We start from the raw sequence: 21,295 nt of genomic DNA on the forward strand, positions 1-21,295 counted from the left end.
GATCTCCTAGGCTGCGGGCATGAGCGCGCACACGGACGCCGCCGGGATCGGGGAGGCCACCTCGCGACGGCAGGTCTTCGCCTGGGGAATGTGGGACTTCGGGTCGTCGGCCTACCACGCGGTGGTGCTGACCTTCGTCTTCTCCGTGTATCTCACCGACGCCGTCGGCGACGACCTGCCGGGGTCGATGTCGGCGAGCACGTGGCTCGGGTGGGCGCTGGGCATATCGGGGTTCTTCATCGCGGTCACCGCCCCCGTCTCGGGCCAGCGCTACGACGCGGCCGGCCGGCGCAAGCGGTCCCTGGCGGTGCTGTCCTACGCCGGTGTCGCGCTGATGGCGGCGATGGTGTTCGTGCGCGACGACTACCACTACCTGTGGCTCGGCCTCGTGCTGCTGGGTGTGTCGTCGGTCGTCGTCGAACTCGCGCAGGTGCCCTACAACGCGATGCTGCGTCAGGTCTCCACCGAGGAGAACATGGGCCGGGTCTCCGGTTTGGGTTGGGCCATGGGCTATTTCGGTGGGCTGCTGTTGTTGCTGCTGGGGTACTTCGGGTTCATTGCCGGCGACGGCGACACCCGCGGCTTCCTCGGCGTGAGCACCGAGGGCGGCCTCAACATCCGCCTGGTCGTGGTGGCCGCGGCGGTGTGGTTCGCGGTCTTCGCCGTCCCGGTGCTGCTGGCGGTGCCGGAGGTTCCGCCCACCGGTGCCGATCCCGGCGCGGAGCGGGCCGGGATCGTGCAGTCCTACCGGGTGCTGCTGCGCGACCTGCGCGAGCTGTGGGCGATGGATCGGCGCACCGTCGGCTACCTCGGCGCCTCGGCGCTGTTCCGCGACGGCCTGGCCGGGGTGTTCACGTTCGGTGCGGTGCTCGCGGTGAACGTGTACGGCATCGATGCCGCCGACGTGCTGCTGTTCGGCGTGGCCGCGAACGTGGTGTCGGCCCTCGGTGCGCTGGTCGCGGGGCGCTTCGACGACCGGGTCGGCCCCAAGGCGGTGATCGTCGCCTCGCTCGCCGCGATGATGGCCGTGGGGGTCGTGCTGCTCGTGGTGTCGGGGCCGCTGATGTTCTGGATCTTCGGTCTGCTGCTGTGCCTGTTCGTCGGGCCCGCGCAGTCGTCGGCCCGCACCTTCCTCGCGCGCATCACCCCGGCCGGGCGGGAGGGGCAGATGTTCGGGCTCTACGCGACGTCGGGCCGCGCCGTGTCGTTCCTGGCCCCGACCCTGTTCGGGCTCTTCGCCTGGACGTTCGACGCGGACCGGGCCGGGATCGCCGGCCTGCTCGTCGTGCTCGGCGCGGGGCTGGCGGCGCTGCTCGCGGTGCGGGCCCCGGAGGGTCAGTCCTTGAAGTAGACGAGCTGGTGGGTCGTGGCGAGCAGCGTGCCGTCGCGGCCCCACAGCTGGGCGGCCTGATCGAAGTAGCCCTGCGAGAAGCGGTGGGTGCGCGCGGTGCCCAGGACGAAGTCGTCGCCCTGGGCCTCGAGCTGCCCGGCGTCGGCGTGGAAGTACACCGTCAGGGACACGGTCCCGGCCGGCATGTACCGGCCGCGGCGCAGGAACACCCTCGGGTAGAACACGTCGCACAGCGCCGTCAGCGCCGGGAAGTCGAGCGGGCGGGCCGGGGTGTCGCGCACCCACAGCGTCGTGGTGGAGTCGGGGTGCTCGCCGGCGTCCTGCTGGGGCACCGCGCCTTCGACGAACCGCATCTCGTAGTTGCGGGCCCACGCGATGAAGTCCGGGAAGGCCCGGGTGGGAACCGCATCCGCCGACGGGACCGCCGGCATGTCGAGCTCGGTGTCCGACCAGGTGTCGCGGCGGGTGCCGAACACCGCGGTGGCGGTGGTGGTGACCACACCGTCCTGCGTCAGCTCCAGCAGCCAGTGCTGGTTGGTGCGGTTGGTGCGGACCGCCCGCACGGTGATGTCGAACTCGCCGTCGGCGACCGGGCCGGCGTAGTTGACGGTGAGGGAAATGGGATCGCCGAGCCGGTCCGGGTGCTGCTGGACGGCCCGCAGCAGGGCGGCGGCGGTGACGCCGCCGAACGGACCGACCATGTTCGTGTACTCCGGGCTGGTCCGCCCCCGCGCGTGACCGTCCTCCGCGGGCTCGAGCGCCACGGCGGCGTCGAAGGGGTGGGGCGGGGCGGCGATCTCGGTCACGACGACTCCTCGGGAAGAACGGGTCCGTTCCGGCACGGTCCGGACCTAAGTATGACAACATACATAGAAACCGACGGCAAGAGCGGAGCGCGGACATGGCGAGGCGAAGCGACCCGACCACCGGCCCTCGTGCCGCGATGATCCGCAGCGCGATCCGGCTCATCCGCGAGCGGGGCGTCGCGGCGACCTCGTTCGCCGACGTGCTCGCCCACAGCGGCGCGCCGCGCGGGTCGGTCTACCACCATTTCCCGGGCGGAAAGGCGCAGCTCGTCGAGGAGGCCACCCGCAGTGCCGCGGACCACCTGGGTGACGGGATGGCACGGGTGCTGGACTCCTCGGACACCCCCGGCGCACTGCAGGCTCTCGCCGACCTGTGGCGTCGCGGTCTCGAGGCCGGCGACTACGCGGTCGGCTGCCCGATCGTCGCGGCGGCCCTGGGCACCGAGCGCGGCGCCCGCGATGTCGCCGGGGAGGCGTTCGAGCACTGGTGCGGCCTGCTCACCGGCACGCTCGTCGCGGACGGGGTGGGCCCGGAACGCGCCCGGTCGTTGGCGGTGCTCATCGTCGGCGCGCTCGAGGGTGCGCTGGTGCTCGCCCAGGCGCAGCGCAGCTCGGCGCCGCTCGACGCGGTGGTCGACGAGCTCTCGGCCCTGTGCCGATCGGCGATCGACCCCGCGGCTAGTCGGCGATCGTGACCAGGACCTGTTCGGCTGCGTTGCGGTGGCCGTCGGCGTTGGGGTGCAGCGGGGCGGCCGGCTGGGACGGGAACAGGCCTTCGGTCCAGCGCTGCGCGGAGGGCTGGCACGCGTCGTGCCCGACGGTGGACTCGCGCAGGTCGACGTAGTCGACGCCCGCGGCGTCGGCCTGCTGTTTCATCGCCGTGTTGAGCCGGTCGATCTTCGCCTGCAGGTACGTCGCGTCGTCCGGCAGGATCGGCTGATCGGGATAGCATCCGCCGTCCCGGATCCCGGTCGGGTAGCCGACGAGCAGGATGCGCGCGTCCGGGGCGCGGTTACGGATCTCCCGCACGATCACGCCGTAGGTGGGGGCGAAGTCGTCGATCGCGCGGTCCACGAGGTCGAGGCCGTCGCGGACGTTCGCGGTCGCGCACAGGGGTCCGGCCGGTGCCGCGGCCCTGCCGGACGAGCGGTCGAGCGCGAGACACGATCCGGCCAGGGCGACCAGGCCGATGTCGTTGCCGCCGATCCCGACGGTGACCAGCTCGGTCTCGGGGGTGAGTGCATCGTACTGCGGGGGGACGGTGGCGCCCGACGAAACCACTTGGGGCCCTGTCAGGTTCGCTGTCGTCGCGGAACTGCACGACGCGTCGCGGAAGTTGTCGATGCCCAGCGTCTCGGCCACCGCATGGGGGTAGTTGCTCCCCGAGCGCGCGCACGCCGAGTCGATCTGGGGCGGGATCATCGGGCCCGCCGTGAACGAGTCCCCCAGGGCCACATAGGAGCTGTAGGCGGGGCCGGGCTCGGGCTCGGAATCGGCGGGCGACCCGGGATCGGTGCAGGCCGCGGCGGCGAGCACGGTGAGGGAGGCGGCCGCGACCGCGCCGAGCCGGCGACGCATACGGCGGTGGCAGGCTGCGGTGGTCACGCCCCCTCCTGTGGTCATGCTCTTACGGCCGGTCGCCGATGCGGGCGAGGATCGCCTTCGTCAGCGCGTCCGGTGCCTCCTCCGGCACCCAGTGGCTGACGTCGTCGAGGACGACGAATTCGTAAGGCGCGTCGACGAACTCGCCGCAGCGCTCCGCGCCCACCCGGCCGAGGGCCGAATCCTCGGTGCTCCACACGTAGGTGGTGGGCACCCGCACCGGTGCCAGCTCGGAGAGCTCCCTGGTCATCGCGCGGTACCAGTTGAGCGCGGCGGTCAGGGCGCCGGGCTCGGACAGCACGCGCACGTATTCGTCGATCGACTCGGGGCTCACCCGGTCGCCGTACATCGCGCGCAGGCGACGGGCGTCGTCCTCGAGCAGGACGTGCTCGGCCTTTCCCTCCTGCCGGAGCAGCTTGATGTAGGCGGCGCGGGCCTGCTGATCGGCGTCCTCGCGCAGGGCCCAGCCGTAGGCCGCGAGGTGCGGCACGGACACCGCGGTCAGGGTGCTGATGCGGTCGGGGTGCCGCGCCGCGACCTGCCAGGCCACGGCGGCGCCCCAGTCGTGTCCCACCAGGTGGGCCTGCCCGAGACCGGTCGCGTCGAGCAGCCCGATCACGTCACCGACCAGCAGGTCGATGGTGTATGCCGACACGCCGTCCGGGCGGGCACCGGGGGAGTACCCCCGTTGGTCCGGCATCAGCACTCGCAGACCCGCCTCCGCGAGCTGCGGCGCCACGGCCTCCCAGCTGCGGGCGGTCTCCGGGAAGCCGTGCAGCAGCACGACGGGCGTGCCGTCGGCGGGACCGGTGACGTGAACGTCGAAGGTGAGGTCTCCGAGGGTGACGTGAGTGGTCTCGAACATGGCGCCCACCGTACGGGTTGCCGTTAGCGGTGGGAAGGTTTCCACGCGCCCATGCCGAGAACGATGAGACGCATCTGCTTTTCGGCGCGGGCGAGGACCTCGGCCTCCGCCGGCCCGCCGGGCCGGTCCACGTCGAGCAGTTCGAGCACCACCTCGAGCATGGCGGTCACCAGCAGGTCGGCCGCCATCTCCAGGTCGTCGACGTCCCAGTCCGCCATTCCGGGCATGCGGGAGAGATCGACGGAGAGTTCGCCCGTGATCAGCCGCAACTCGACGGTGACGGTGCGCGCGACGGCCGGCTGGCCGCCGTAGCGCTCCCGGGCCAGGAATCGGAACGCCTGTTCGTGGGCGCGGACCTGCCGCACCAGGGCCTCGAGCGACGCCCGCGCCGAGGACGGGCCGCGCGTGCGCCGGGCCTCGCGCAGCAGCGTGCGGAGCATGCGCATGGTGTCGGCGGCGAGGGCGACGCCGAGTTCCTCCATCGAGCCGAAGTGGCGGTAGAACGCCGTGGGCACGATCCCGGCTCGGCGGGCCACCTCGCGCAGGCTCACCGTCGCGAAGCTGCGATCGGCGGAGAGTTCGAGCGCCGCGTCGAGCAGGGCCTGGCGGGTGCGCTCCTTGCGCGCAGCTCGCGTCGCGGGTTCGGGAACGGGGGCTGCGGACACGGCTCCGAGTCTAGGCAGTGCGACGCGGCGGCGGTCGGGGACCGTGGTGACGGCCGCCACAACATCGTTGACAGCCCACCGGGCGACCCTGGCACACTGAACTCAGTGCACATTTGTGCACTGACTTTGGATTCTCGCTCGAGAGGAGCGACGCCATGACCCTGCTTCACCGCGCCCGACGCGGGCCGGGGCCGTCGATCGGACGCAAAGCCCTGATCAAGGCGCTGCATGTACTCTCCGCGCCGCACCACCCGGATCGGTACCTCGAACTGGCCGATCCGCTCCTGGCCGTGCAGCACACGCGCGCCCGGATCACGAACGTTGACCGAAATGTCCCGGGTGCGGTGACGCTCGAGCTGCGCCCGGGCCGGCCCCTGGAGTTCCGGGCCGGTCAGCACCTGCAACTCGGCGTGGTGGTGGACGGTGTGCGGCACAGCCGCAGCTACTCGCCGGTGAGTTCCCAGCATCGAGCCGACGGGCGCATCCAGCTCACGGTCGGGGTGCGACCGGACGGCGTCGTCTCGCGGCACCTGCACGAGCACGCCACCGCGGGCGACGTGGTCGACCTCGCGGCGGCCGCCGGCGAGTTCTGTCTCCCGGCGGAGCGGCCGGAGCGGCTGGTGCTCGTCAGCGGCGGCAGCGGCATCACTCCGGTGCTGTCGATGCTGCGCACCCTCGCCGACGAGGGCCACTCCGGAACCGTCGCGTTCCTGCACTACGCGCCCACCGCCGCGCACGTGCCGCACCGCGACGCGATCGAGTCCCTGGCCGGCGCCCACGCCGGCGTCGACGTGGCCTTCGCCTACACCCGGGCGGACGACGGTGCGTTGCGTGGCCGCTTCGACCGGAGTCATCTCGAGCGGGTCGCCCCGTGGTTCGCCGGCGCACCCGCCTACGTCTGCGGCCCGGCCGGGCTCGTCGACAGCGTGCGGGAGGTCTACGGCGACGCCGGCGCCGCGCACCTGCTGCGCACCGAGCAGTTCACCCCGCCCGTCGTCGTCCGCGACGACGACGCGAGCGGCACCGTCACCTTCGCCGCGTCCGGGGTCCGCGCCGAGAACAGCGGCGTCACCGCCCTCGAACAGGCCGAGGCGGCCGGGCTCACCCCGCAGCACGGGTGCCGCATGGGAATCTGCCACTCCTGCACCGTGACCCGGCTTTCCGGCGGCACCCGCGACGTGCGCACCGGCGAGATCGACGACGAGCCCGGCGCCGAGGTGCAGATCTGCGTGAACGTCCCCGTCGGCGACGCGGCCTTCGACCTCTGACCCACTCGAAACAATTGGAGGACACCATGTTCGGTTTGTCCATCCCCCTGTCCCTTCCGCTGCCGGCGTTCCTGTCCGGCCGTCGCGATCCCGACCCGTCGCCGGTCGTGCTGCGCCGCGAGCAGGTCGAGGAGATCGGCCGCGAACTCGACGCCCTGCGTGAGCGCACCGTCGCCTCGCTCGGCGCGGCCGACCGCGAGTACATCTACCGCATCGTCGGGGCGCAGCGGCGCTTCGAGATCGCCGGTCGTGCCCTGTTGTTCGTGGGCTTCCTGCCGCCGGCATGGGTGGCGGGCGTGGCCGCGCTGAGCGTGTCGAAGATCCTCGACAACATGGAGATCGGCCACAACGTGATGCACGGCCAGTACGACTGGATGCGCGAGCCGGAACTGAACTCCCGCACCTTCGAGTGGGACACCGTATGTCCCGCCGACCAGTGGCGGCACTCGCACAACTACCTGCACCACACCTACACCAACATCCTCGGGATGGATCGCGACGTCGGCTACGGCATCCTGCGGATGGATCCGGCGCAGCGCTGGCACCCCTACTACCTCGGCAATCCCGTCTACGCGACGGGGCTGATGCTGCTGTTCGAGTGGGGCGTGATGCTGCACGACGCCGAGGTCGAGAACGTCGTCGCCGGCAAACGCAGCTGGCGCGACGTGATCCCGCTCGCCCGGGGGTGGTGGCGTAAGGCGCGCGGGCAGGTGGTCAAGGACTACGTCGCGTTCCCGCTGCTGTCCGGGCCGATGTTCGTGCCGACGCTGCTCGGCAACGCGGCCGCCAACCTGGTCCGCAACGTGTGGGCGTTCTCCATCATCTTCTGCGGGCACTTCCCGTCCGGGGTGCAGTCCTTCACCGAGGAGGAGACCGCGCACGAGACCCGCGGCGAGTGGTACGTGCGTCAGCTGCTCGGCAGCGCGAACATCACCGGCACACCGCTGTTCCACATCATGTCGGGCAATCTCTCGCACCAGATCGAACACCACCTGTTCCCGGATCTTCCGGCGCACCGGTACCCGCAGCTCGCGCCGGAGGTGCGGGAACTGTGCGAACGCTACGGGCTGCCCTACAACACCGGGGGCTTGCTCGCCCAGGTCGGCTCGGTGTGGCGCAAGATCGTGAAGCTGGCCCTGCCGCCGAGCTGGGTCTCCGAGGAGCCCACGACGTCGGTGCTCATCGAGCGCAGCGTGCCCGTCGCGGGTACCCTCGCCCACGACAGCGCCTGAAGGGGGCACCGCCATGGTGGGTAGGTTCGAACGCAACAAGGACACGCTCCAGGAACTGACCGAGTCCGCGGCGACGCACGTCGGCAACATCGCCGGCATCATCACCGGCGCGGTCCGCGAGGTCACCCGGGAGGTCGGGGACTGGATCAGCGACGGCATCGAGATGCGGGAGGCCGCCCGCAAGGCGAGCGCCGACGACGAGCGCGTCGCAGAGCCGCCGTCCGAGCCGTCCGGCGGGTAGGCGAAGAACGCCGGGTAGCTGAAGAACACACAGACAGCGCGGGGCGGGCACCAGGATCCGGTGCCCGCCCCGCGCCGTCGGCGTGCGTTCGGATCAGATGACGCCGAGCGCGAACATTGCGTCGGCGACCTTCACGAAGCCGGCGATGTTGGCGCCGTGGATGTAGTCACCGGGCTTGCCGTACTCGGCTGCGGTCTCCACGCAGTTCTGGTGGATGTCGCGCATGATGCCGGCGAGGCGCTCGTCGGTGTAGTCGAAGTGCCACGAGTCGCGCGAGGCGTTCTGCTGCATCTCGAGCGCGGAGGTCGCCACACCGCCGGCGTTCGCCGCCTTGCCCGGGGCGAACGCGACGCCCGCCTCGCGGAACACCGCGATGCCACCGGGGGTGGTGGGCATGTTCGCGCCCTCGGCGACGACCCGCACGCCGTTGTTCACCAGGGTCTTCGCGGCGGTCTCGTCCAGTTCGTTCTGGGTGGCGCACGGGATGGCGACGTCGCACGGCACGTCCCAGATCGAACCACCCGGGAAGTACTGCGCGTCGGGACGCTCGTCGAGGTACTCGGAGATGCGGCCGCGCCGGACCTCCTTGATTTCCTTGAGCAGCTCGAGGTCGAGGCCGTTCTGATCGACGATGTAGCCGGAGGAGTCGGAGCAGGCGATGGCGATGCCGCCGAGCTGGTGCACCTTCTCGATCGCGTAGATCGCCACGTTGCCCGAACCGGACACGACGACCTTGCGGCCCTCGAGGGAGGAGTTCACGGACTTGGCCATCTCCGCCACGAAGTAGGCGACGCCGTACCCGGTGGCCTCCCGGCGCACCTGCGAGCCGCCCCAGGTCAGGCCCTTGCCGGTGAGCACGCCGGACTCGTAGGAGTTGGTCAGGCGCTTGTACTGGCCGAACAGGTACCCGATCTCGCGTCCGCCGACGCCGATGTCGCCGGCCGGGACGTCGGTGTACTCGCCGATATGGCGGTGCAGCTCGGTCATGAAGGACTGGCAGAAGCGCATGATCTCCTGCTCCGAGCGACCCTTGGGGTCGAAGTCCGAGCCGCCCTTGCCGCCGCCGATGGGCAGGCCGGTGAGGGCGTTCTTGAAGATCTGCTCGAAGCCGAGGAACTTCACGATGCCGAGGTTGACGCTCGGGTGGAAGCGCAGGCCGCCCTTGTACGGGCCGAGCACGCTGTTGTACTGGACCCGGAAGCCGCGGTTGACGTGCACGTTGCCCTGGTCGTCGATCCACGGCACCCGGAAGATGATCTGCCGCTCGGGCTCGGTCAGCCGTTCGATGAGGCCGGCTTCGAAGTAGCGGGGGTGACGCTCGAGGACGACATGCAGGGACTCGAACACCTCGGCGGCTGCCTGATGGAACTCGGGTTCACCGGCGTTGCGCGCCTTCACCTGTTCGTAGATCTCTGCAATGCGGTCCCGGGTCGACACGCTCACCACCTGACTGTGAGGAAACTGTTACATGGCGTTAACACGTTGAATCATAGGCGCAGGCACCGGGCATCCGATAAAAGGGGGCAGTATGCCCGGGTTCCGGGCGTCGAGGGTGTCGGCCGAACCGGGGGACGGCTACGCGGGCTCGGGAAGGGTGGCTTCCGGGCCCGGGCTGCCGCCGAGCGCGGCGACGAGGCGTTCGCGTGCGCGTCCGAGGTGCCGGGTGATCACCTCGACCGCCGCATCGCCGTCGCCGGCCAGGACGGCGTCGAGGATCTGCTGGTGTTCGGCCGCGATGCTCGTGGTGGTGAGCAGCTGCTTGCCCTGCACCTGCACCATGCACAGCCGCACCTCGGACACGAGCGAGCCGAACATGCGGCTGGTGCGCGGGCTGCCCAGCGCGTCCACCAGGGCGGTGTGGAAGCGCATGTCGGGTTCGACGACGGTGAGCGGGTCGGCCTCGGTCATGGCCGAGATCTCGGCGTTGGCGGCCGACGCCGCCGGAGGCACCGCCCGGGTCTCGGCGAGCGCGCGCAGCACCACCGATTCCAGGTGCGCGCGGGTGCGGTAGATGTCACGCACGTCGTCGGGGCCCAACTGGGGCACGCGGGCGGTCTTGTGGGCGCTGCGCTGCAGTAGGCCCTCGCCGACGAGCTTCTCGATGGCGGCCTTGGCGGTCGGCCTGGCGACTTCGTAGGCGCGGGACACCTCGGCTTCGGTGAGGGCGTCCTCGTGCGTCAGCTCCCCGGCGAACACGCGCCGCCGCAGTTCCAGGGCGAGGGCGTCGACGATCGACAGGGCCTCGACGCGTCCGACCAATGCCCCGCTCCTTCCCGGCTCTCCGCGCACCCGCACGGACCTGCGCGAACACCAGCATTCTTGCACGACGCCGCACATGCATTCTTGACAGGAATGTGTACTTGTCTGACAATTCTCGGAACGGTGACAGGCATCACAACGAGAGGCGCGCTATGTACCAACAGACACTCGACCCGATCGGCGGCTCACTCGCCTGGTCGGCCGTGGTCGCGGCGATCCCGCTGGCCGCGATGTTCGTCATGCTCGGCGTCTTCAGATGGAAGGCGCACCGCGCGGCCCTCGTCGGTCTGGCGCTCGCCGTGCTCGCGGCGGTCGCCGGGTGGGGCATGCCGCTCGGCCAGGCCGCCGCCGCGACCGCCGAGGGAGCCTTCTACGGCCTGTTCCCGATCTTGTGGATCCTCGTCAACGCCCTCTTCGTCTACAAGCTCACGGTTGTCACCGGCTGGTTCGAGGAGCTCGGCCGGGTCATCCGGTCCATCTCGGACGACCAGCGCATCCTGGCCATTCTCATCGCCTTCTGCTTCGGTGCGCTGCTCGAGTCGCTCGCCGGATTCGGCGCGCCCGTCGCGATCTCCGCGGCGATGCTCATGGCCGCGGGCATGGCACCGCTCAAAGCCGCGTGCACGTCCCTGCTGGCGAACACCGCGCCCGTGGCCTTCGGCGCGATGGGTGCCCCGATCCTCGCGCTCGCCGGGGTCACCGGGCTGCCGCTCGACGACCTGTCCGCGATGGCCGGCCGGCAGACGCCGTTCGTCGCGGCCGTCGTGCCGATGGTGATGGTGTTCCTCGTCGACGGCCGCCGCGGAGTTCGGCAGACCTGGCCCGTCGCGGTCGTCGCGGGCCTGACCTTCGGCCTCGCCCAGTTCGTCACCGCGAACTACCTCACTGTCGAGCTCACCGACGTCGTCGCCGCGATCGTCACGGTCGGCGCGGTGCTGGGCATGCTGAAGGTGTGGCAGCCGGAGGAGCGCCTGGTCGCCACGACCGACACCGCCCTCACCGCACCGGTCGGCGCCGGCACCGCGGTCGGCATCGCCGCCCCGCCGTCGCGTTTCGACGGATACAGCCGGACGCGGCGCACGCTGCTGGCCCTCGCCCCGTACCTGACGATCATCGCGATCTTCACCGTGGCGCAGATCCCGTTCGTCAAGACGTGGCTCACCGAGATCGGCACCGTGTCGTTCCGCTGGCCCGGACTCGACATCGTCGACGTCGACGGCAAGCCGCTGAGCGCGCAGACGTTCAAGCTCGACCACCTCAAGGCCACCGGCACCCTGTTGCTGCTCGCCGGGGCCGTCACGGCCGGGATGTACGGGATCGGCGTACGCCGCGCCGTCCGCGCCTACGCCGACACCCTCGTGCAGCTGCGCTGGACCATCGTCACCGTCACCTCGGTGCTCGCGTTGGCCTTCGTGATGAACCTGTCCGGTCAGACCGCCGGCCTGGGCATGGCGCTCGCGTCCGCGGGCGGGGTGTTCGCCCTCGTCTCGCCGCTGATCGGCTGGATCGGCGTGGCCATCACCGGATCCGACACGTCGTCGAACTCGCTGTTCGGCGTCATGCAGATGACCGCCGCGCAGCAGGCCGGGCTCGACCCGGTGCTCATGGCGGCGGCCAATTCGTCCGCGGGTGTGCTCGGCAAGATGCTCTCGCCGCAGAACCTGTCGGTCGCGGTGGCCGCGGTCGGCCTGGCCGGGGCGGAGGGTGTCATCCTGCGCCGTCTGATCGGCTGGAGCCTCGGGTTGCTCGTGTTCCTCACCGTCGTCATCTACCTGCAGTCCACCCCCGTTCTCGATTGGATGGTTCCGTGAACACCAGCGTCGTGACTCCCGTCCCCGACACCGAGCCGGTCGTCGCCGCGCTCGTCGACGCCCTCGGCGACGCCGTCGTCACCGATCCGGACCGGATGCTCGCCTATCGGCGCGACCAGTCGCTGCTCACGCCGGCCGGGGTGCCGCTCGCCCTGGTCCGGGCGCGGGACACCGACGACGTCGTCGCCACCCTGACGATCGCGCACCGGCACGGCATCCCCGTCGTCACCCGCGGCGCCGGCACCGGTCTCGCGGGTGCGGCCAACGCCCTCGACGGCGGCATCGTGCTCAGCGTCGAGAAGATGAACGCCATCGTCGAAATCGACACCGAATCACGCACCGCCACAGTGCAACCCGGGGTGATCAACGGCGATCTCGCCGCCGCGGCCGCCGAGCGGGGGCTGTGGTACGTGCCGGACCCCGGCAGCCGCGCCGTCTCCACCATCGGCGGCAACCTCGCCACCAACGCCGGCGGCACCTGCTGCGCGAAGTACGGGGTCACGGCCGACCATGTCGCCCGCATCAAGGCGGTGCTCGCCGACGGGCGGATCATCCACACCGGCGCCGTCACCCGGAAGAACGTGGCGGGACTGAACCTCACGCAACTGCTCGTCGGGTCCGAGGGCACCCTCGCCGTCATCGTCGAGGCCACCGTGCGGCTGCGCGCCGCCGCCACCGCGGCCGCCACGGTGGTCGCGAGCTTCCCGGAAACCGCACAGGCCGTCGCCGCGGTGCTGGCGATCCGCGAGCAGGCCGAGCCGTGCCTCGTCGAACTGATGGACCGCACCACCATCGCCGCCGTCAACGACATGACGCACATGGGACTCGACGACACGGCCGGTGCGCTGCTGCTCGTCCAGTGCGACGGGCGCGACGCCGCCGCCGAAGCGCAGGTGTGTGCGCGGGCCTGTACCGCGGCGGGCGCCACCGAGGTGTACGACACCGCCGACCCGGTGGAGGGGGAGGAGTTCATGGCCGCGCGGCGGGTAGCGCTCACCGCGCTCGAGCGGTGTGGCAGCACCCTGCTCGACGACCTGGCCGTTCCCGTGCCGCGGCTGCCCGAGATGCTCGCGGCGATCGAGGCGATCGCCGCGCGGCACGAGCTGCTCATCGGCACGTTCGGGCACGCGGCGGACGGAAACCTGCATCCCACCATCGTGTTCGACGCCGCCGACGAGGTCGTCGCGGGGCGCGCCCGGCAGGCGTTCGACGAGATGGTCGCCGAATGCCTGGCGCTCGGCGGTTCGATCAGCGGAGAGCACGGCATCGGGGTGCTCAAACAGCCGTACCTCGAAACCCAGGTCGGCACGGTCGAGCGTGCGCTCATGCAGCGCATCAAGGCGGTGTTCGACCCGAGCGGGATTCTCAACCCGGGGCGCGGAATCTGACCGGCCGGCGACCCCCGGGGACGGACCCGTCGACGGACCTCCGTCCCTACCCGGCCGACGGCTGGTGGTGGCACGGTGGGAGGTGACATCGGCACCGGTGCGGAACGGGGGAGTGCGGCAGTGGCGACACAACCGGAATCCACGCGGCGGGAGCGGCTGCGCCGCGCCTTCGAACCCGCGCTGCTCGCCGTCACCCTCACCGCCCTGACGGCCGGGGGCATCGCCTGGCTTCTCGGTGCCCACGCCGTCGCCGACGCCTGCTGGATCGCCGGCACCGTCGTCGCGATCGTGCCCGCGACCTGGTGGGTGATCGACGCGCTGCGCCGCGGCCGCGTCGGGGTGGATCTGATCGCGGTGCTCTCCCTGGTCGGCACCCTGCTGGTCGGCGAGTACGTCGCCGGGGCGCTGATCGGCGTGATGCTCGCGTCGGGGCAGGCCCTCGACGCCGCCGCGGAACGCCGCGCCACCAAGGACCTGCGGGCCCTGCTCGAGCACGCCCCGCACACCGCGCGCCGCCGCGTCGGCGACGAGGTGCAGGTGGTGCCGCTCGGCGACGTCGTACCCGGGGACACCCTGGTCGTCGGGCCGGGCGAGGTGGTGCCGGTCGACGGCTGGATCACCTCCGAACTCGCGGTGCTCGACGAGTCCGTCCTCACCGGCGAGCCGATGCACGTGCAGCGCCGCACCGGGGAGGCCGTGCGCAGCGGCGTCGTCGCCGCCGGCGGCGCCTTCGAGATCCACGCCCGTGCCACCGCCGAGGACAGCACCTACGCCGGCATCGTGCGCCTGGCCCGCGAGGCCGCCGCCGAGAGCGCCCCGGTGGTGCGGATCGCGGACCGGGTCGCCGCGTGGTTCCTGCCGCTGTCGCTGACGGTGGCGGGGCTCGCGTGGCTGTTCAGCGGGTCGGCGACCCGTGCCGTCGCCGTGCTGGTGGTGGCCACCCCGTGCCCCCTGCTGCTCGCCGCGCCCGTCGCGATCGTCTCCGGTCTCTCCCGCGCCTCGCGCCTGGGGGTGGTGATCCGCAGCGGCGGCGCACTCGAGAACCTCGGGCACGCGACGACGCTGGTGATGGACAAGACGGGCACGCTCACCAGCGGCCGGCCCGCCGGCGCCGACATCGTCACCGCACCCGGGGGCGACGGCGCCGAGCTGCTGCGCCTGGCGGCGTCCGCCGACCAGCTCTCCCCGCACGTGCTCGCCGAGGCCATCGTGCAGGAGGCGAAGATGCGCGGGCTGACCCTGTCGCTGCCCACCGACGTCGCCGAGCAGGCCGGCACCGGCGTGGCCGCGACCGTCGACGGCCGGCGCGTCACCGTCGGCAGCCTGCCGCTGCCCGCCGACGCGCCCGGCTGGGCCCGGGCGGTGCTCAGCCGTGCCGCGCTCGACGGCGCCGTCGTCGCCTGGGTCACCGTCGACGGTGACCTGGCCGGCGCCCTGCTGCTCGTGGACCCGCTGCGCCGCGACGCCGCCCGCACGCTGCGGCGGCTGCGCTCGGCCGGGCTGGACCGGCTGGTCATGCTCACCGGCGACCGTCGCGAACCGGCCGAGGAGATCGGCTCCGTCCTCGGCCTCGACGGGGTCTATGCCGAGCAGACCCCGGCGGACAAGGTGAACGGTGTGCGTGCCGAGCGGGAGTCGGCGGTGACGGTGATGGTCGGCGACGGCGTCAACGACGCCCCCGCCCTCGCCGCCGCGACCGTCGGCGTCGCGATGGGCGCCCGCGGATCCACGGCGAGCTCGGAGGCGGCGGACATCGTGCTCACCACCGACCGCCTCGACCGGCTCGCCGATGCCATGGAGATCGCGCGTCGCTCCCGGCGTATCGCCGTGCAGAGCGCCACGGTCGGCATGGGCCTGTCGCTGGTCGCCATGGGCTTCGCCGCGTTCGGCTACCTGCCTCCCGCGGTGGGTGCGCTGCTGCAGGAGGGCATCGACGTCGCGGTGATCCTCAACGCCCTGCGCGCCCTGCGCGGCGACCGGGACCGGGAGCTGGCCCTGCCCGACGACACCGAGGCGATGCTGCACCGGTTCTCGGCCGAACACGACGTCCTGCGTGACGAGCTGTCGATCCTGCGCGACACCGCCCAGCTGCTCGCGTCCGGCGATCGGCCCGCCGCCCACACGGCGCTGCGCCGCGTCGACGCGTTCCTGTTCGACACGCTGCTGCCGCACGAGCAGGCCGAGGACAGCGAGCTGTACCCGGCGCTCGCGGTGCCGCTCGGCAGCGGGGAGGCGACCGCGACGATGAGCCGGATGCATGCCGAGATCGACCGGCTCAGCCGCCGCCTGCGCACGCACCTGGCGCAGGCCGACGCCGCCGGCGGGCTGCGACCGGACCAGTGCGACGACCTGCTCGCCTGCCTGTACGGGCTGTACGCGCTGCTGCGGCTGCACTTCGTGCAGGAGGAGGAGAACTACTTCACCCTCGCGCCCGAGGCCGAACGGGCGGACGGCTCGGCATGACCGGTCCGGGCGGACGGCTGCGGCCGTACGTATCCGGTTCTGCCGGTGCGATGTTCGCGGTGGGACGGCCGGGTCAGCGCCGGGCTTCGGCCGCGATCATCGACAGAGTCGGCCGTGCCATGGCCCGCACGAACGGCCCGACCGCCGTCCAGTAGCGGCGGAAGAGTCTGCGGGCCTTTTCGTCGGTGCCGTGCACTCGGATCTCGGTGAGCAGGACGCAGGTCTGCGCGTCGTACGGCAGGACGGTGAAACTCCATGTGCCGACCCCGCATTCGGGAATCGCGATGCTCGACAGGGGCGCCCCGGGATCCCAGTCGACGCGGCCGTAACCCGGCTCCCACCACCGACCGACGAAGCCGAGCACGAGTTCCCGCCCCGGTTCCTCGGCGACCACCTCGAAGCCGCCCTGCGGACCGATCAGGTCACCGAGGCGGATCGAGCGGTGCGCCCGCACCTCCCGACGCCGCGGCGCGCGCACGGCGTCGAAGGCCATCCGGGCCAGATTGGGGGCGGCGATCACCGGGGACCGCATGAAGTCGATGCGCCGGATCGCGGCGAACGTGTCCCCGGCCGGGGCGTCGACCACCCGCGCGCGTACGACCCGCTGCTCGAAGACCGGCAGCTGCCGTTCGGTCGCGGTGGATTCACCGTCCGGCATTGTTGCTCCTCGGAAGCTGCGCGGTTCGAGTCGCCGACAGTTGCCGGACCATCACCCAGCGCGCGACGAGGTAGCCGAGGACACCGCCGTAGACGGCCTTCAGCACCAGGAACCATCCCGTCGACAGCCCCGACACACCGAGGAGGTGCAGCACCCAGATCGCGAGCACGGAGACGGCCGCGGCCGCCACCCCGAGCGACAGGCCCAGAGACCAGGTGCCGGACGGCAATCGCGCCAGCCACCGACCGGCCTGCGGGGCGTCGGCGGGGGTCGCATCGAGCCCTGCCCGCAGTGCCCGTCGCACCCCGGCGGCGGAGAACCAGGAGACGAGCACGGAGAGGATGATCGCGGTCAGCGCGATGTCAACGACGATCCCGTCGGCCGACCACAGCGGCACGAACGACGTGCCGCGCTTGCCCGCCCACGCCAGCAGCGGATTGACGACGACGTTCACCCGGCCGGTGACGACGGCCTGCTTCCGGACGTACGAGGCAGCAGACTCCACGGCCCGTCCTCCTGACCACGGCCCGCGGAAGCGGGCCCCCTCTCATCGTGAACCGCGGAACCGTGCTCGTTCCAGGGCCGTAGGTCCCCAACGACGCCGCACGGGCGATGCCGACGCGGCGAAGGCCCGACGCCCTGCCCTCGGTCGCGGGTTCGTCGTCGTCGCACTAGCTCAGGCGAACCGTGCCTCCCGGGTGCAGTTGGGCGACCCGGCCGCGGCATTCGATCTCGATCGGCGCCTGCATCCCGGGACCGGCGCTCACCTGCACCTCTGTGCCGCTGATGCGCAGGCGAAGGCGGTGCCCCCGGTAGAAGATCGGGAATTCGAGGGCACCGAGTGGTTCGGGCCACTGCGGGGCGAACACGAGCCGGTCGCCCCGGGTCTCGAGGCCCGGGACGCACCGCTGCAACAGATCGACGCTGCCGGCCATGGCCGCCAGGTGGATGCCCTCCATCGTGGTGCCGCCCTGGATATCGGCGATGTCGGCTCTCAGCGCCTGGTAGAAGAAGTCGACGGCCTCGTCCCGGTGGGCGCGTGCCAGCACCCAGGAATGGACGACCCCGCTCAGGGTGGAACCGTGCGACGTTCGCGCCATGTAGTAGTCGATGGTCCGCGGGATGTCCTCGTTCGGGAACCGGTAGCCGAGCCGTTCGAGCAGTTCCCGCAGTTCGTCGGAGGACAGCAGATAGAACAGCATCAGCACGTCGGCCTGCTTCGACGCCTGGTAGCGGTTGACGTCGTCGCCCTCGGCCTCGAGGATCCGGTCGAGGCGCTGGATGTCGCCGTAGCGCCGCCGGTAGCCGTCCCAGTCCAGTTCGGCGAGGCGTTCGTACCCCTCGAACTGGCTGAGGACACGATCGTGGAACGGGACGAACATTCTGCGGGTGACGTCCTCCCAGCGCGCCGTCTCCTGCGCGTGCAGCCCCAGGGCCTGGGTCAGGTACGAGCGGATCTGCAGCGGGATCAGCTCGAGCGCCTCGAGGGCGCGCAGGATCACCCAGACCGACATGACGTTGGTGTACGCGTTGTTGTCGATTCCGTCGTACGGTGCGTCGGGGTAGCCGGAATGGAACTCGTCGGGGCCGATGACGCCGCGGATGCTGTACCGTCCGCGTTCCTCGTCGTAGGACGCGAGATCGGCGTAGAAGCGGGCGATCTCCACGAGCATCTCGGCGCCGTACTCGATCAGGAACTCCAGGTCGCCGGTCACCTGGTAGTACTGCCACACGTTGTGGGCGATCGCGATGCCGGTGTGGTGCTGGCGCCGGCTGGGGTCCGGGTTCCAGCGGCCGGATCTGGGATTGAGGTGCAGTTGCGGGCTCTCCTCGCGGCCGTCGCTGCCCGACTGCCACGGGAACATCGCACCGCGGTGACCGGCTTCGCGCGCCATCCGGCGGGCCTCCCGCAGGCGGCGGTAGCGGTAGCGCAGCAACGACCGGGTCAGCGTGGGCAGCCGCAGGTTCAGCACCGGGAACACGAACAGCTCGTCCCAGAAGACGTGCCCGCGGTACGCCTCGCCGTGCAATCCCCGTGCCGGCACGCCCACGTCGAGGTCGGCGGTGTTCGCGGAGACCGTCTGCAGCAGGTGCAGAAGATGGAACCGGAGGACGCGCAGGGCGTGGCCGTGGCCCGGACCCTCGTACTCGATGCCCAGGTGGTCCCACAGATATCCCCAGGCGAGCACATGGCCGTCGAGCAGTTCGTCGAACCGGCCCAGCCGGGGAAGCCAGCGGGCTGCTTCGTCGGCCGGCTCGGAGACCGCCTGATCGCGCCCGGTGAACACCGCCACGATCTTCTCCAGCGTCACGGGCCGGTCCGTCTCGACGTCGACGGTGATGTCGTGTCCGATCCGATCGTCGCCGTCGACCAGCCGGTACTCACCGGCAACGGGCTCCCCGTCGCACCACACCGTGTTCCGGGCCGCCATCGCCACCGGTATCCGCGACTGGTTGGTCTGCACCGCCAGCAGCACCGAGTCGACGGACAGCGCGGTGGCTTGCAGCGGCTCGAGGTGCTGGTCGGCGAGGTCGCGATAGCGCTCGACGAGGGAGTTCCGGACCGCGCCGTCCAGCACCGAGCGGATCTCGAGCCGGCCCGACCAGTCTTCGGCCACGATCGTCGTCTCGAGGGCGCAGGCGTGCGGCAGATGCATGGCAACCAGGCGCCGCTGCCGCACCAACGTGGTGCGCCCCGCGGCGTCGCGGAATCGGAACCGCCGGATGAGGACGGCGCGGCGGAGGTCGAGGTATTGGCGGTAGTCGAGCAGCTCTGCTGTGTCGAGGTCGAACCACTGCCCGCCGTCGACCCGGAAGGTCACCGGCAACCAGTTCGGCAGGTTCACCAGGCTCTCGTGGTCGATGGCACTCCCCGCCACCTCGTCCTGGAGACGGTTGAAGATGCCGGCCACATAGGTGCCGGGGTAGTGCACGCCGTCCGCGCGGGATTCGGGCGCGCAGCCTCGGGTGGCGAAGAAGCCGTTCCCGACGGTGCAGAGGGCCTCGCGCAGCTTCTCGTTGAGCGGGTCGTAGCCGTCGAAGAACATCGTCCAGGCATCGTCCGGGGGCGGCGCGATCCCCGGGTCGCTGCCGAGCAGATCCGCCAGCCGCTCCAGTAGCTCACGAACCCGGTCCGGACCGTCGACCGCGAATTGTGCCGTCGACCGCCGATCGCCTTCCTCGCTGTAGCGCACGACGATGCCGATCCCGGTCGATGTCAGGGTGCCGAACGCGTCGTCGTCGGTGAGGTCGTCGCCGATGTAGACCGGCATCGGGTCCTCTGCGCCGCGGAGGTGCTCGAGCACCCAGGCCACCGCCCGCCCCTTGTCCCAGTCCACATCGGGGCGGAGCTCGGTGACCTTGCGTCCGCTCGTGACGCGGAGCCGGCCGTCCCGGTCGGCCGCATCGTGCACCGCTGCGACGACCTCCTCGATCCGGTCCTCGGCGACGTTGCGGTGATGAACTGCCACGGCGAAACGCTTGTGCTCCACCAGAACGCCGGGCACGCCGGCCAGGCGGTCCCGCAGGGCGCCGGCGATTCGATCGAGGTCGGGCACCGCGGGGACGGCGGCATCGTTCCGGTGGTACTCGCCGTCCGGCCCGACGAGTTCGAAACCGTGGTTACCCGCATACCAGAGTCCGGGCACGCCGACCCGTGCCTGCACGTCGGCCACGTCGCGGCCGCTGATCACGCCGACGGGGCAGTAGCGGGCCAGCCGGGCAAGCTCTTTCGCCGCGCCCTCGACCAGGGTGGCAGCGGTGGGATCGTTCACGAGGTGGGCGAGGGTGCCGTCGAAGTCCAGGAACACGGCGTAGCGCCGGGTGCGCAGGATGGCGGTGGCCTGGTGACGAGATGCCAAGGCGTCCGGGATTTCCGACAGCCGGCGCTCGCGGGGGCGCGGTTCGACCGTGGGGGTGGTCATCGGCTCGGCTCGGATGATGAGTGCATGGCAGTCTGTCCCTCCGCACCGTTGCAGGACAGGCCCACAAGGGGTTCCCCATTCTATGACGGGACCGGCGGCGTGCAGTCCGTTTCGGTGCAGGCTACGACCAGGTCCTCGGGTTGAAGACGACGTAGAACCAGGCGTTCGTCGTAGGGTCCCACGAACAGGACACGAGGACGACGGCGCCGAGGGACCGATCGAACGCCTCGGCCTTGGGGCAGACGGCGTCGCCGTCCGGTCCGGCGAACTCGGCGCGGTAGAGCGGACCGATGCGCCACGGCGCGGCGGCGGCCGTTCCGGCTCCCACGGTGGCCCCCAGGACGATCGGGGCGACGACGAGACCGGCGAGTGCTGCGGCCCTGTGGGCGACGTTCTTCGACACGAGGACTCCTTCGGCGTGGGAACGGTCCGGGCGCCGGCACACCGTCGCGACCCTGAACTCTGCCGAAGCCCGCTCTCGATGATCACCGGTGGGTGCCCGGCGCGCAGGCGTTCGCACGAACCGGTACGTATGTCTCCGGTCTCAGTCCTCCAACCGCTCGGCCTCCTCGATCGCCGCCTGCAGCTGGTCCAGCAGTGCCTTCGCCTGCACGATGTCGAGGGCGACGCCGAGGCCTTCCGGCAGGTCGAGCACGACGCCGGGTCCGTTCGCGCGGGCGGTGACGGGATGGTCGCCGGTCGTATCGGTCATCGAGAGTCCTTCCGGTTCGGGGGCGCGCTTGCCGGGTCTCAGTGTGCCCGG

At 71.3% G+C, this 21,295-nt stretch carries 19 protein-coding genes; 8 read left to right on the plus strand and 11 right to left on the minus strand.

The genetic code is table 11. The features are described from left to right. Positions 1-19 precede the first annotated feature (19 nt). Positions 20-1,351: an MFS transporter gene (locus tag HFP48_RS11160; RefSeq protein ID WP_006939008.1), complete on the plus strand. Its 1,332-nt coding sequence runs from the start codon at positions 20-22 to the stop codon at positions 1,349-1,351. On the opposite strand, the gene HFP48_RS11165 is transcribed toward HFP48_RS11160, so the two are convergent. Beyond that, positions 1,336-2,157: a thioesterase family protein gene (locus HFP48_RS11165; RefSeq protein ID WP_029543020.1), complete on the minus strand. Its 822-nt coding sequence runs from the start codon at positions 2,155-2,157 to the stop codon at positions 1,336-1,338. The genes HFP48_RS11160 and HFP48_RS11165 overlap by 16 nt on opposite strands. A gap of 95 nt (positions 2,158-2,252) precedes the next feature. Here HFP48_RS11165 and HFP48_RS11170 point away from each other — a divergent pair, with 95 nt between their 5' ends. Then, the gene (locus tag HFP48_RS11170) at positions 2,253-2,852 is read left to right on the plus strand and encodes a TetR/AcrR family transcriptional regulator (RefSeq protein ID WP_168579510.1); all 600 of its coding nucleotides are present in this window, start codon (positions 2,253-2,255) and stop codon (positions 2,850-2,852) included. Here the strand turns inward: HFP48_RS11170 and HFP48_RS11175 are convergent. Genes HFP48_RS11175 through HFP48_RS11185 form a run of 3 tightly spaced genes read right to left on the minus strand, consistent with a single transcriptional unit; the run spans position 2,836 to position 5,349 of the window. Beyond that, a complete protein-coding gene (locus tag HFP48_RS11175) occupies positions 2,836-3,735 on the minus strand; it encodes an SGNH/GDSL hydrolase family protein (protein WP_246872565.1) in 900 nt (299 codons plus the stop codon). The two genes, HFP48_RS11170 and HFP48_RS11175, sit on opposite strands and share 17 nt — an antisense overlap. A 49-nt stretch (positions 3,736-3,784) precedes the next feature. Beyond that, positions 3,785-4,624, minus strand: coding sequence for an alpha/beta hydrolase (locus HFP48_RS11180; RefSeq protein ID WP_168579512.1), 840 nt, complete (start codon positions 4,622-4,624; stop codon positions 3,785-3,787). A 23-nt stretch (positions 4,625-4,647) separates the two neighbouring features. Next, positions 4,648-5,349, minus strand: coding sequence for a TetR family transcriptional regulator (locus tag HFP48_RS11185; RefSeq protein WP_029543027.1), 702 nt, complete (start codon positions 5,347-5,349; stop codon positions 4,648-4,650). Between the two features lie 95 nt (positions 5,350-5,444). On the opposite strand from HFP48_RS11185, the gene HFP48_RS11190 reads away from it, so the two are divergent. Genes HFP48_RS11190 through HFP48_RS11200 form a run of 3 tightly spaced genes read left to right on the plus strand, consistent with a single transcriptional unit; the run spans position 5,445 to position 8,030 of the window. Beyond that, the gene (locus tag HFP48_RS11190; RefSeq protein ID WP_029543029.1) at positions 5,445-6,557 is read left to right on the plus strand and encodes an FAD-binding oxidoreductase; all 1,113 of its coding nucleotides are present in this window, start codon (positions 5,445-5,447) and stop codon (positions 6,555-6,557) included. 26 nt (positions 6,558-6,583) lie between these two features. Further along, a complete protein-coding gene (locus tag HFP48_RS11195) occupies positions 6,584-7,789 on the plus strand; it encodes an acyl-CoA desaturase (protein WP_010596351.1) in 1,206 nt (401 codons plus the stop codon). Between the two features lie 13 nt (positions 7,790-7,802). Then, positions 7,803-8,030, plus strand: a complete 228-nt coding sequence (locus tag HFP48_RS11200) for a hypothetical protein (protein WP_006939021.1) — start codon at positions 7,803-7,805, stop codon at positions 8,028-8,030. 93 nt (positions 8,031-8,123) lie between these two features. Here HFP48_RS11200 and gdhA read toward each other — a convergent pair whose 3' ends face one another. Both gdhA and HFP48_RS11210 read right to left on the minus strand, forming a co-directional pair. Next, positions 8,124-9,467, minus strand: a complete 1,344-nt coding sequence (gene gdhA / locus HFP48_RS11205) for an NADP-specific glutamate dehydrogenase (RefSeq protein WP_029543032.1) — start codon at positions 9,465-9,467, stop codon at positions 8,124-8,126. A 138-nt stretch (positions 9,468-9,605) separates the two neighbouring features. Beyond that, a complete protein-coding gene (locus HFP48_RS11210) occupies positions 9,606-10,289 on the minus strand; it encodes a GntR family transcriptional regulator (RefSeq protein ID WP_010596353.1) in 684 nt (227 codons plus the stop codon). Between the two features lie 152 nt (positions 10,290-10,441). On the opposite strand from HFP48_RS11210, the gene HFP48_RS11215 reads away from it, so the two are divergent. The 3 genes from HFP48_RS11215 to HFP48_RS11225 all read left to right on the plus strand — a co-directional run bounded on the left by HFP48_RS11215 (position 10,442) and on the right by HFP48_RS11225 (position 15,951). Continuing rightward, positions 10,442-12,100, plus strand: coding sequence for an L-lactate permease (locus HFP48_RS11215; RefSeq protein WP_010596354.1), 1,659 nt, complete (start codon positions 10,442-10,444; stop codon positions 12,098-12,100). Next, positions 12,097-13,488, plus strand: coding sequence for an FAD-linked oxidase C-terminal domain-containing protein (locus HFP48_RS11220; protein WP_168579513.1), 1,392 nt, complete (start codon positions 12,097-12,099; stop codon positions 13,486-13,488). Before HFP48_RS11215 ends, HFP48_RS11220 begins: the two co-directional genes overlap by 4 nt. Before the next feature lie 120 nt (positions 13,489-13,608). Next, on the plus strand, positions 13,609-15,951 hold the full coding sequence (locus HFP48_RS11225; RefSeq protein ID WP_168579514.1) for a heavy metal translocating P-type ATPase: 2,343 nt from the start codon (positions 13,609-13,611) through the stop codon (positions 15,949-15,951). 73 nt (positions 15,952-16,024) lie between these two features. On the opposite strand, the gene HFP48_RS11230 is transcribed toward HFP48_RS11225, so the two are convergent. The 5 genes from HFP48_RS11230 to HFP48_RS11250 all read right to left on the minus strand — a co-directional run bounded on the left by HFP48_RS11230 (position 16,025) and on the right by HFP48_RS11250 (position 21,244). Further along, a complete protein-coding gene (locus tag HFP48_RS11230) occupies positions 16,025-16,609 on the minus strand; it encodes a hypothetical protein (protein ID WP_029543039.1) in 585 nt (194 codons plus the stop codon). Continuing rightward, on the minus strand, positions 16,596-17,114 hold the full coding sequence (locus tag HFP48_RS11235; protein WP_168579515.1) for a hypothetical protein: 519 nt from the start codon (positions 17,112-17,114) through the stop codon (positions 16,596-16,598). Before HFP48_RS11235 ends, HFP48_RS11230 begins: the two co-directional genes overlap by 14 nt. Before the next feature lie 166 nt (positions 17,115-17,280). After that, on the minus strand, positions 17,281-20,532 hold the full coding sequence (otsB, locus tag HFP48_RS11240; protein ID WP_168579516.1) for a trehalose-phosphatase: 3,252 nt from the start codon (positions 20,530-20,532) through the stop codon (positions 17,281-17,283). A 121-nt stretch (positions 20,533-20,653) separates the two neighbouring features. Then, positions 20,654-20,935, minus strand: coding sequence for a hypothetical protein (locus HFP48_RS11245; protein WP_043798979.1), 282 nt, complete (start codon positions 20,933-20,935; stop codon positions 20,654-20,656). A gap of 141 nt (positions 20,936-21,076) precedes the next feature. After that, positions 21,077-21,244: a hypothetical protein gene (locus HFP48_RS11250; RefSeq protein ID WP_006946627.1), complete on the minus strand. Its 168-nt coding sequence runs from the start codon at positions 21,242-21,244 to the stop codon at positions 21,077-21,079. Positions 21,245-21,295 lie beyond the last annotated feature (51 nt).

Origin of the sequence: Rhodococcus sp. DMU1 (assembly GCF_012272955.1) — a bacterium.
Classification (GTDB): domain Bacteria; phylum Actinomycetota; class Actinomycetes; order Mycobacteriales; family Mycobacteriaceae; genus Rhodococcus; species Rhodococcus aetherivorans.